Origin of the sequence: Methylophaga sp. UBA1464 (genome assembly GCF_002325665.1) — a bacterium.
Taxonomy (GTDB): Bacteria; Pseudomonadota; Gammaproteobacteria; order Nitrosococcales; family Methylophagaceae; genus Methylophaga.
The window spans coordinates 2,066-12,417 of the sequence record NZ_DCSO01000057.1; the positions used below are offsets into that span (position 1 = coordinate 2,066).

Annotated in this window: 12 protein-coding genes; 8 read left to right on the plus strand and 4 right to left on the minus strand. The window is 47.1% G+C overall.

The window, feature by feature from the left end; translation table 11 throughout:
• Together B3O33_RS07030 and B3O33_RS07035 are read left to right on the plus strand one after the other, a co-directional pair.
• Positions 1-2,136: efflux RND transporter permease subunit (locus B3O33_RS07030; RefSeq protein WP_292363279.1), on the plus strand; the 2,136-nt coding region annotated here is incomplete at its 5' end.
• The gene (locus tag B3O33_RS07035; RefSeq protein ID WP_292362507.1) at positions 2,133-2,462 is read left to right on the plus strand and encodes a DUF3240 family protein; all 330 of its coding nucleotides are present in this window, start codon (positions 2,133-2,135) and stop codon (positions 2,460-2,462) included. The genes B3O33_RS07030 and B3O33_RS07035, both read left to right, overlap by 4 nt.
• Before the next feature lie 179 nt (positions 2,463-2,641).
• On the opposite strand, the gene B3O33_RS07040 is transcribed toward B3O33_RS07035, so the two are convergent.
• A complete protein-coding gene (locus tag B3O33_RS07040; RefSeq protein WP_292362506.1) occupies positions 2,642-2,932 on the minus strand; it encodes a hypothetical protein in 291 nt (96 codons plus the stop codon).
• Positions 2,933-2,943: 11 nt separating this feature from the next.
• The gene (locus B3O33_RS07045; RefSeq protein WP_136552857.1) at positions 2,944-3,726 is read right to left on the minus strand and encodes a hypothetical protein; all 783 of its coding nucleotides are present in this window, start codon (positions 3,724-3,726) and stop codon (positions 2,944-2,946) included.
• Positions 3,727-3,965: 239 nt separating this feature from the next.
• Between B3O33_RS07045 and B3O33_RS07050 the strand changes: the two genes are divergently transcribed.
• The 3 genes from B3O33_RS07050 to B3O33_RS07060 all read left to right on the plus strand — a co-directional run bounded on the left by B3O33_RS07050 (position 3,966) and on the right by B3O33_RS07060 (position 6,400).
• Entirely contained in the window at positions 3,966-4,421 is a 456-nt protein-coding gene (locus B3O33_RS07050) for a DUF4112 domain-containing protein (protein ID WP_136552855.1), read from the plus strand.
• A 105-nt stretch (positions 4,422-4,526) separates the two neighbouring features.
• Positions 4,527-5,300: a type 1 glutamine amidotransferase domain-containing protein gene (locus B3O33_RS07055; protein ID WP_292362505.1), complete on the plus strand. Its 774-nt coding sequence runs from the start codon at positions 4,527-4,529 to the stop codon at positions 5,298-5,300.
• Between the two features lie 107 nt (positions 5,301-5,407).
• Positions 5,408-6,400, plus strand: a complete 993-nt coding sequence (locus tag B3O33_RS07060; protein ID WP_292362504.1) for an alpha/beta fold hydrolase — start codon at positions 5,408-5,410, stop codon at positions 6,398-6,400.
• Between the two features lie 72 nt (positions 6,401-6,472).
• On the opposite strand, the gene B3O33_RS07065 is transcribed toward B3O33_RS07060, so the two are convergent.
• Together B3O33_RS07065 and B3O33_RS07070 are read right to left on the minus strand one after the other, a co-directional pair.
• Positions 6,473-7,015, minus strand: coding sequence for a cytochrome b (locus B3O33_RS07065; RefSeq protein ID WP_136552849.1), 543 nt, complete (start codon positions 7,013-7,015; stop codon positions 6,473-6,475).
• 30 nt (positions 7,016-7,045) lie between these two features.
• Entirely contained in the window at positions 7,046-7,618 is a 573-nt protein-coding gene (locus tag B3O33_RS07070; protein ID WP_292362503.1) for a hypothetical protein, read from the minus strand.
• A 313-nt stretch (positions 7,619-7,931) separates the two neighbouring features.
• On the opposite strand from B3O33_RS07070, the gene B3O33_RS07075 reads away from it, so the two are divergent.
• Genes B3O33_RS07075 through B3O33_RS07085 form a run of 3 tightly spaced genes read left to right on the plus strand, consistent with a single transcriptional unit; the run spans position 7,932 to position 10,317 of the window.
• A complete protein-coding gene (locus tag B3O33_RS07075) occupies positions 7,932-8,705 on the plus strand; it encodes a 5-oxoprolinase subunit PxpA (RefSeq protein ID WP_136552845.1) in 774 nt (257 codons plus the stop codon).
• A gap of 2 nt (positions 8,706-8,707) precedes the next feature.
• Positions 8,708-9,391 (plus strand): 5-oxoprolinase subunit PxpB, encoded by a 684-nt coding sequence (gene pxpB / locus B3O33_RS07080; protein ID WP_292362502.1) that lies wholly within the window; start codon positions 8,708-8,710, stop codon positions 9,389-9,391.
• Entirely contained in the window at positions 9,388-10,317 is a 930-nt protein-coding gene (locus tag B3O33_RS07085) for a biotin-dependent carboxyltransferase family protein (RefSeq protein WP_292363280.1), read from the plus strand. Before pxpB ends, B3O33_RS07085 begins: the two co-directional genes overlap by 4 nt.
• The last annotated feature ends 35 nt before the right edge of the window (positions 10,318-10,352 follow it).

Below are 10,352 nucleotides of genomic sequence, written 5' to 3' on the forward strand. Positions count from 1 at the left end.
ATCAGAGTTTTTTATGACCGTACGGTACTAATTGAAAGTGCCGTAGGTACGGTATCCTCTGCCCTTCTGGAAGCTGTGGTTTTGGTTATTATTCTGCTTGGTCTGTTCCTTGGCAATGTGCGTGCCGCACTCACTGTGGCTATCATCCTGCCCTTATCAGCCTTGTTCACATTTCTCATGATGGGAAATATGGGGATGTCGGCCAATTTGATGAGCCTGGGGGGCTTGGTTATCGCCATCGGTATGCTGGTGGATTCGTCTATCGTAATCGTCGAAAACATTGTCTCCTCACTTGCGCACCAGCGCGGCATACGACGATTGCCACATCTGCATATTATCTACCGTGCGGTGCGTGATGTGGCAGCACCTGTGACCTCCGGCATCATTATCATCGTCATCGTGTTCCTGCCGCTACTGACACTGGAAGGGCTTGAAGGCAAGCTTTTCGGCCCGGTAACGTTAACCATCGTCTTCGCACTGCTGGGATCGCTGCTGTTATCCCTGACATTGATTCCCGTCATTGCGTCATTCCTTGTCCGCTCCGATGCTCATGCCGAACCATGGCTGAGCCGGACCCTGGCAAAAACTTATGAACCTTTGCTGCGCAAGGCATTGCTGCATCCTGCCCTGGTTTTAGGAGCCGCAGGAGTATTGCTGGCTGCCAGCTTTGTGGTGTTTCCACTGGTTGGCAAGACCTTCATGCCTACTATGGATGAGGGTGACATTCTCATCCAGCTGGAAACAATTCCTTCGATCAGTCTCGAGGCAAACACTCGTATCGTGCTTCAGGTAGAACGTGCGATTCTTGATGAGGTTCCGGAAGTAGCACGCATCGTCTCACGTATCGGTTCAGATGAGATGGGCATGGATCCGATGGGACTAAACGAGACTGATATTTTCCTGCAGTTGCGTCCCGTCGAAGAATGGCGTGTCGCGACCAAGACAGAACTTGAACAGCATCTTCGCGAGGTCATGGATCGTTTCGTTGGGCTTAACTATGGATTTACACAGCCGATCGACATGCGTGTATCGGAGATGCTCACCGGCTCGCGTGGTGATGTTGCTATCAAACTGTTCGGTCCAGACCTGGACACCCTAAACTCCATCGCACAGCAGATCGCCACGCAAGTGGAAGCTATTCCCGGTGCTATTGATACCTTTGCAACACTTAATGAGGGCGCTCAATATCTGCAAGTGAGTATCGATCGCATCATGGCCGGGCGGCTGGGACTGGATGCTGATGCACTGCAGACCCGTCTGCGTGCGGAGATTGAAGGCGTCAACGTGGGCAATGTAATTGAGGGCAGCGCGCGTGTTCCCCTGATGTTGCGCTACGAAGCTATTGAAGGTGATGGCCTGACGCATCTTAGCGACAGCTTTATTGACTTGCCTGATGGTGGCAAGATTCCGCTGTCAGAGATAGCAACCGTTGCCCGTGTCGAAGGCCCAATTATTATCTCCCGTGAATCCGGCCAGCGCTTCAGCGTGATCCGCACTGACGTAGCAGAACGTGATCTGGTGGGCTTTGTAGAAGAGGCACAGAAGCTGATCGCAGATAATGTCGAGATGCCGGATGGATATCGTTTGGAATGGGGCGGTGAGTTCGAAAATCAACAGCGCGCCGCCGCACGTCTAATGCTCGTGGTGCCACTTGCACTTGCATTGATCGCACTGTTGCTATTTTTGACGTTCCATTCCATTAAACAGACGCTAATCATTCTGTCTAACATTCCTTTTGCCCTGACAGGCGGACTAATCGGTTTGTGGCTGACCGGTGAGTTTCTATCTGTGCCAGCTTCGGTGGGATTCATCGCCCTGCTGGGTATTGCAGTATTGAACGGCGTGGTAATGATGACTTACTTCAATCAGTTACGAGCCAAAGGTCTGGATATTGCCACAGTAGTAACCGAGGGAGCACTTCGTCGGCTGCGTCCAGTGATGATGACAGCCACAATCTGTGCGTTCGGACTGGTGCCACTGTTACTGGCTACCGGCCCAGGATCGGAGATTCAGCGACCACTGGCGATCGTAGTGATCAGTGGACTGATAAGCTCCACACTGCTGACACTTTTTATGCTTCCGATCATTTATAAGGCATTTCATCGTCCCCTCAACAGCTCTGGAGACAGTGTATGAACACGTCAACGCATGAACAAACCGCCGAGGAAATCTGCATACTGATGCTCAACATTGCACCGGAGCTTGAGGAAGATCTGGTTGAATACCTGCTTTCCATTGAGCAGATTGTGGGCTTTAGCTCATACACCGTGTACGGACATGGTCAGCAGCATGGGCTTAGCGTGGCAGAGCAGGTCTCGGGGAGGCGCAAGCGTTCTCAATACGAACTGATTGTTAATGTGTCGACCATACCACTGATTCTCTCCGGTCTGGCCGAGGCAGTGGGACGTGATATCGTCTATTGGCAACAGCCTGTCAGTAATTTCGGCAGAATCGAATACTGATGGTGTTTATTTAACAAATAATGGTCAGTCAGTCCCCTTGAAATTCAATATCAATTTGGGCAACTTAGAAGCATGAAACCGAGCAATGTCACTACTGTGATATTCATAAACTTCATTGATATTTAAAGATAAAGGCGCAGAAAGCGCCTTTTCAAAAGTGCAATTTTAAATTACCGAATTCATTCCTGCTTGATCAAATAAACATTTTTCAACCCTTTAGGTGACAGAGAACCATCCTCGTTAATGACCAAGACCTCTTCGTCCTCTTCACTCAACTCAATTAACACCTCGTCACCATCAACTCTATATTCATATTCCTGCATCTGACCTTTTTCACGAATCATGACTTTGCCATACGGTTCAAACGTGAAGTGATAGATGCCAAGGTCATCGGTATAAGTGCCTTCAAGCCCTGAGCCGCAGGCTGTCAGCCAGAGAGAAAACAGGCTAATAATAAGTATTTTTTTCATCTGCTTATTCCTTATAAAGTAGGTTTACTACTGCCAGCAAGTCTGGCTTCAGTCGCTTCCGTTTGCAGCTGTTCAACCCACTCCATGGATTTCAGGTTGGCTTTCACCCAGGTCGGGGCATCTATCATGGTGGCAGTGACTCTATTTGCGGGTGAATCAGGTTGCAACATGCCCATGTCATAGACCAGATATCCAGCACAATCATCAATACTGGTGAGCTTGGTATTTTGAAACCGATCCAGAAAATAACGTTTACCACTCGACAAAAAGATACCATTCATAATCTGATCAATATCCGGCATCATCACCAGATTGGTAGCGGCATAACAACTCTGTTTTCCCTCTGGAAACCACCAGACCAGTCGACTGCCGATAGTCTGGGGTTCACCATATTTCTCATTAAGGGCCGTCATGTATTGGCCTTTTGTGGTGGGATTATTACGCGTATTAATGGTCCGGATAATCGCCACGACTCTTGACTGTTCAGGCGGGGGTGAAAAAAACACATTGAAACTCTCCTGGTCCCGCCCTTTTTCTCCCATCACATCTTTTCCGGCCGTCACGCTATGCAGGAAGGACTCTGTTTTATGGACCTCTGCTCCGTCGTGGTACTGAAAATATTGATGTTGCTGCTGGATACTTTCCGGTTTTGCTCCGTGCGTTAATAGCGTCTGTTGCACTTCATCAAAACTCATCCCTAATTTAAGACCTACAATATCAAAATCGTCGGCGATTGCTGTTGTCATAAAACTAAAACAAAAAAAGCCGAACATTACTTTTTTGAGCTGTTTCATCCCACGCCCCCCATGCCATTCCTAGTGAATAAACAAATTTACTTTTAAGGTATTTATCCATAAAAGACAAGTACTTAAATCGTATTAAAATTCATGCTGACTGAAATTAAAAAACATTCCGGTAAAAAATGGTTAACTATCACTCAAAGGTGAATTAGGAAACCTCAGTCACCATTGCGTTATCAGTTTTATCGTCAAGGCTTGAATGAGGTGATGCCAATGGAAAGGGATAGCGGGTCATGAAAACAAAAAGTCGCTTTATCGAACGTTTAAGTTGGTTTCTGGATGAGAGTATCCCCCTGCCCGGTGGCTATAGAATCGGTCTGGATGGTTTTATTGGTCTGATACCGGGTATCGGCGATTTTATTGGTGGACTGTTATCCAGCGTCATTATTTACAAAGCTCACCAACTGGGTGTGCCACGAATGATATTGGGCAGAATGATTATCAATATGGTGATCGACACGGTATTGGGTGCTATTCCTGTTGCTGGTGATGTATTTGACTTTGTCTGGAAAGCCAACAAGCGTAATGTCGTCTTACTGGACGATTATCAGCAACAACCCAAACAGGTTTACCGCAAATCATTGATTCAAAACATCTTGTTTATTGGATTATTACTGGGCATTCTGGTTCTACTGATTGTATTCATCAGCTGGATCATCGGACTGCTGATATCCGCAATCAATAACTAAACCATGAACGTATTTTGTTATAAGTAGTAACTGTTTTGCCGCGACCTGATTTCATTTAATAACAACGATAAAGCGGCTTATACTCAACCAGAGAGAGAACATATCATGACAAATACCATCTATCGTTTTTTTAAGCCCTTGCTGTTTATCGTGTTAGGTATGCTGTCTCTGACAGCCATGGCCAGCGATAAAGTACTTATCGTCGTCACCAGCCATGGCTATATTGGTGAAGATGAAGCCTCCAGTAAAAAGGATACCGGTTACTTCCTGTCTGAAGTCACGCACCCGTATTACGAATTAAAAGCGGCCGGTTTTGAGATTGATATTGCCAGCCCTGAAGGGGGATTACCGCCAATGGATCCCGGTAGCTATAAATTATCGGATGATGACAACAAACGCTTTATGGAAACGCCCGAAGACTGGGGCAAAATGGAAACATCATTGCGACTGGAAGAGATCAAATCAGACGACTATGCTGCGATTGTGTTTGCCGGTGGGCACGGCACCATGTGGGACTTTCCGGACAATGCCGATATTCAACGTCTGACCAGAGAAATATATGAAAATAATGGTGTTGTGGCAGCGGTTTGTCATGGTCCGGCAGCGTTGGTGAATGTCACCTTGTCGGATGGCGAGTACCTGGTTGCCAATCGTGAGGTCAGCACCTTTACCAATATTGAAGAACGCATCGTCAGACTCTACAGTGATATGCCATTTTTACTGGAAACCCGCCTGGAACAACGCGGAGCTAATGTCAGCAAGTCATGGATTCCATTTATGGAAAAAGTCAGTGTTGATGAGCGTCTGGTAACAGGCCAAAACCCGAACTCAGCCCGTACTATGGGCAGTGAGGTTGTGCAGTTACTGCAACAACGCTAAGTTCTCAGTCAGCTTCCATTTAAAATGCCCGCCTCGCGGGCATTTTGCTATTTGCATCGAACTCTCGGGCTCACAAGGGTCTATTGAATTTTTGGGAGAAAACAGCAATGTCCCGTTTTATTTACATAGTGTTTTTCGTGGTTGCCTTTCCTGTTCTGGCTGAACAGAAAACCTACGGTCCCCAGCTGGAGGGGTTTAACTATCCTTTTCCGGTAAAAATATTTCGACTGGCCTCTCAGGGCCAGCAACATGAAATGGCTTACATGGATATTCAACCTGAAAAACCTAGTGGAAGTACCGTCGTGTTACTGCATGGTAAAAACTTCTGCGCCGCCACCTGGGAAGAGACTATTCACTTTCTGACAGACAATGGCTACCGTGTTATCGCACCGGATCAGATCGGTTTTTGTAAATCCAGCAAGCCCGAACATTATCAGTTCAGTTTTCATCAACTCTCTGCCAATACCAGCGCCTTACTTGCTCAACTGGATATTGACAACTACATCATCATGGGCCATTCGATGGGTGGCATGCTGGCAACCCGTCATGCATTACTTAATCCTGAAAAGGTTGAACAATTGGTTATGGTCAATCCTATCGGTCTGGAAGACTGGCTGGCCAAAGGTGTGCCCTACCGTGAAATTGATGACTGGTATCAAGGTGAATTAACAACCAATGCCGACGGCATTCGCCAATACCAGAAAAGTACTTATTACGCCGGAACCTGGGAACCGGGATATGATCGCTGGGTTAATATGCAGGCCGGACTATTTCAAGGCCCGGGGCAGGAAAGTGTCGCTTGGAATTCAGCGCTGACCTACGACATGGTACTGACTCAGCCGGTATTTTATGAATTCGGGAATCTGCCAGTGCCCACTCTGCTGCTGATTGGCGAAAAAGATAATACGGCGGTCGGTAAAAACCTGGCCCCGGAGGATAAGCGATCTGCACTTGGTAACTATTCTAAAATCAGCCGGGAAGTTGCAGACAGAATTCCGGATGCCACTTTAGTCACGTTTGAGGATTTAGGCCATTCACCCCAAATCCAGGATCCGGATCGATTTCATCAGGCGTTGATTGAACATTTGCAACAACCTTGAAAATTTCGATTGAGCTTGTCCGATAAAAAAAGGGCCGCTTAGCGGCCCTTTCTGTTTCACGAGTCGTGCTTATTACCACCGCATCATGCGTCTGATAATGCCGTCATTCCGGTAGGAATGGTAAATCGCCCCGCTGACATGCACCGCAATCAATGCCAGCAGAATCCATGCTGAATAGGTATGTAATTCACCCCAGAACTCATTCATATCTTCGTTGGCTTCAGCAATGCGTGGCAGCGTAAATAACCACCAAACAGTTGTATCCCACTTGGTATGTGCCGAAGAGAGATAACCACTGATACAGACAAAAAAGATAAGCCCGTAAATGGCAATGTGCGCCAGTATCGCTGACTTATGCATCCACGGTGTCATATCCTGTGCCGACGGTGGTGCAGGTGGATATTTAAATCGCATGTAAAGCATTACGATCAACAGTACTACCAGCGTCAAGCCGATGTTCTTGTGCAATTGGAACGGGAATGCCCGGAACTGCAGCTCTTCAGAGGGTAATGGCAGGCCCATCATCCACCAGCTGGAAATAAAGAGAAAAAATATTGAAACGGCCAGCAACCAGTGAAGGACAACGACCGCTCTGTTAAAACCTTGTCTTTGCATAATTATCTTCCAATTAATTATTTGTGAGAATCAGGCAACGTCGCGTTGGATGCGTGCCGCTTCGGTATGCCGACCTGCAATAGCGCCGACCAGTAACATTAAGTGCAGAAGGAACCACAGCAGGATGCTCCACAGGTACATATCCCGCAATAAAGGCCCTGTCATCACCACAGCAGCAAACTGCAGCAAATCAACTGCCGCCAGTCCGATAAACACTGCGATGGCGGCCGTCGTAGACCACGGGGTGTAATTCACTAATGCCCCACCAATGATGACTGAGGCAAACGCAAGTAATGTACCGACTAAAGCCAGTTTCATCATCGTGTCGGGAAACCAGTCGGGGGTAGACTGTGCAATACCTTGAACATAATCAACAAGAAATTCACACTGCTCTAGCGTGATACCTTCTTCATCAAGCTCACCTAAAGGACAATCGGCTTCAGGCATTACCCCCGAAACCGGCATATTTGAGGTCATAACAGATTGTTTCATTAACTCTGTACCATGCATCGCCGTCAGAAAGACGCCTAGCATGATCGCCACTACGCCAAGAATACTGGCCCAGTTAGGCGTCGAACTATTATTTAGATCGTTGGATACCATAAGCACCTGCCCTTGATTGTTATCAATTAATTATTTTCGAACAGAAAACAGCCCATCGTTTTGACGTTAGCTACTCTCTCCTGGCAAACGCTTGGCTTGATATTAATCACACTTGTTCAGTTTTTTATGATGCTGACGCCAAGCGAATAAACCTGTGACAAATCGGTTTTTTTATAAGTTCATGCCGCAGGAATTACCTCGCTAAATAAGCAAACCACCTATTAAATGTTATTTCTAACCAAGACTTAATTTCTGTCACTAAAATAAGCGTGTATCCTTTACCTACCGTTTAATTTGCTGAACATGCCAAGCCATGAACCAACGCCAGCCCCCAATCAAAAAACTGCTGCTTAATTGTGATATGGGCGAAAGTCTTGGACCGTGGTCAATGGGGATGGATGAACAGGTGATGCCCTTGGTGGACATGGCCAATATCGCCTGTGGTTTTCATGCTTCCGATCCGCTTACCATGACGCGGACGGTGCTGTTAGCAAAACAATCCCAAACTCAGATTGGCGCCCATCCAAGTTATCCGGATCTGATTGGTTTTGGCCGTCGCAGTATGCAATGCACACCTCTGGAAATTATCTCGATGGTGCAATATCAGATTGGTGCACTGGATGGTATTTGCAGGGCACATGACAGCCATGTAAGTTACGTCAAACCGCATGGTGCGCTCTACAACGATATGATGCGTGATGCCGATATTCTGCGAGCAGTATTGGAGGCGATAGCGTCCTACGATAGCAATCTGCCCTTAATGGTTCTGGCATCAACTGATAATCGCAAAACCGAATCCATTGCGGCCGAGTTTGGTATCAAATTACTATTCGAAGCCTTTGCTGATCGGGCTTATGAAAATAACGGTCTGTTACGTCCGCGAAATCAGGAAGGCGCTGTGTTTCGTTCGGAGCAGCAAATCCTTGAACAGGCGTTATTACTGGCCACCGAAGGCAGCGTCATCAGCCGCAATGGTCAGCGATTGAAGCTCGATGCCGATACGCTATGCGTCCATGGCGATAATGCCGAATCCGTTAAGGCCGTTCGACATATCCGTAATACGTTCAACAAACTATACCGCTGCTGATCATGTTTCAGATTGAACAGGCAGGCCCTGACGCAGTATTGATTCGCTTTGGTGAACAGATAAACACCGATCTGGTGCCCGTGATTCGCGCCGCGACTAAACGGCTGCATAAAGAATTACAGGAAGAAATTCGGGGCCTTGTACCGAGCTATACTACGTTAATGCTCTGTTACGACCCACGGAAAAATGACTTTCCAGGCATCCAGGATAAAATTCAGCAACACCTTTCAAACTTGAATACCAACCATGCTGAAATGGGCAAATTGATTGAAATTCCGGTTTGGTATCACCCTGATGTCGGACCTGATTTGCACCATGTGGCCGACTTTCATCAGATCAGCATTGATGAAGTCATTCAACGCCATAGTGACACCATCTATCAAATTTTTGCCATCGGTTTTGCACCGGGATTTGCTTATATGGGCAATGTCTCCAATCAACTCGCTACACCAAGACTGAAAACGCCCCGCCCCAATGTCGTTGCTGGTTCGGTAGCGATTGCCGATCAACAAACAGCGGTATACCCCATTAACACACCCGGCGGTTGGAACATTCTGGGGCGTACCACCATGAAAATGTTTGATCGGCAAAGTCCAAAATTATGCCCTGTGTTACCAGGTGATCGAGTGCAATTTATCCCGGTCAGTAAGGCTGAATTTCTGCTGGCAGGCGGTCAGCTGGAATGAAGCAGCAGGGTTTAAAAGTCCTCAAACCCGGCATCCTGACGCTGGTGCAGGACTTGGGCAGCTTTGCCTATCAACATATTGGCCTCTCCCCCGGCGGTGCAGCTGATGAACATGCGTTTTTATGGGCCAATCGCTTATTGGATAACCGGCCCAATCACCCAGCGCTGGAAATTTGCTTTGGTGGCTTGCAACTTGAAGCATTAACCAATACCAATATCGCCATCACCGGCGCTGATATGCAGGCCAGCATTAATGGCGAGCCTTTGGAAAACTGGCAAACACACCCAATAAGCACCGGCGATATACTCAGCTTTGCTCATGCCAAATCAGGTATCCGCAGCTATCTGGCGATACAGGATGGTTTTCAGTTTGAGCCATGCTTCGGGTCTGTTGCCACGGTGATGCGCGAAAAAATGGGTGGCATTGATGGCGATGGTAATCCCTTAAAAGCAGATGACTTTTTACCGTGCAGTCAAAACCGACCCAGATTAAAAACCCATGTTCCGCCGTTATTTATCCCGGATTATCAACAACCTTTAATTCTCAGTGTGATTCCCACCGACCAAACCGATCACTTTGATATAGCAGAACAGGAAAAGCTCTATCACTGGACCTATCGCATTTCGATGCACAGTAATAACATGGGGATCCGGCTTGAAGGCGAACCGATTATTCCCAATGTACAAGGTATTATTTCCGAAGGCATTGCCTATGGCACTATTCAGCTGCCCCCGGATGGTCAGCCAATTATCCTGCTCAAAGATCGCCAGACCATGGGCGGCTATCCCAAACTGGGTACCTTGTTTGTGCTCGATGCTTTTTTACTGGCGCAACAGCAAGCCAATACCGAAGTGAGATTTACACAGATTTCGCTGGAAGAAGCTCAGGAAAAACTACGTTATTTCTATCGTTTTTTTGGTGTGTAAATTTTAAGTCGATAAAAATTCATAACGTTTCTTAA

Excerpts from the sequence above, each read along its gene's own strand:
- B3O33_RS07050 (WP_136552855.1), top strand. The coding sequence starts at position 3,966 with ATGAAAACAAAAAGTCGCTTTATCGAACGTTTAAGTTGGTTTCTGGAT.
- B3O33_RS07060 (WP_292362504.1), top strand. The coding sequence starts at position 5,408 with ATGTCCCGTTTTATTTACATAGTGTTTTTCGTGGTTGCCTTTCCTGTT.
- B3O33_RS07070 (WP_292362503.1), bottom strand. The coding sequence starts at position 7,618 with ATGGTATCCAACGATCTAAATAATAGTTCGACGCCTAACTGGGCCAGT.
- B3O33_RS07055 (WP_292362505.1), top strand. The coding sequence starts at position 4,527 with ATGACAAATACCATCTATCGTTTTTTTAAGCCCTTGCTGTTTATCGTG.
- B3O33_RS07045 (WP_136552857.1), bottom strand. The coding sequence starts at position 3,726 with ATGAAACAGCTCAAAAAAGTAATGTTCGGCTTTTTTTGTTTTAGTTTT.
- B3O33_RS07035 (WP_292362507.1), top strand. The coding sequence starts at position 2,133 with ATGAACACGTCAACGCATGAACAAACCGCCGAGGAAATCTGCATACTG.
- B3O33_RS07075 (WP_136552845.1), top strand. The coding sequence starts at position 7,932 with ATGAACCAACGCCAGCCCCCAATCAAAAAACTGCTGCTTAATTGTGAT.
- B3O33_RS07085 (WP_292363280.1), top strand. The coding sequence starts at position 9,388 with ATGAAGCAGCAGGGTTTAAAAGTCCTCAAACCCGGCATCCTGACGCTG.
- B3O33_RS07040 (WP_292362506.1), bottom strand. The coding sequence starts at position 2,932 with ATGAAAAAAATACTTATTATTAGCCTGTTTTCTCTCTGGCTGACAGCC.
- pxpB (WP_292362502.1), top strand. The coding sequence starts at position 8,708 with ATGTTTCAGATTGAACAGGCAGGCCCTGACGCAGTATTGATTCGCTTT.
- B3O33_RS07065 (WP_136552849.1), bottom strand. The coding sequence starts at position 7,015 with ATGCAAAGACAAGGTTTTAACAGAGCGGTCGTTGTCCTTCACTGGTTG.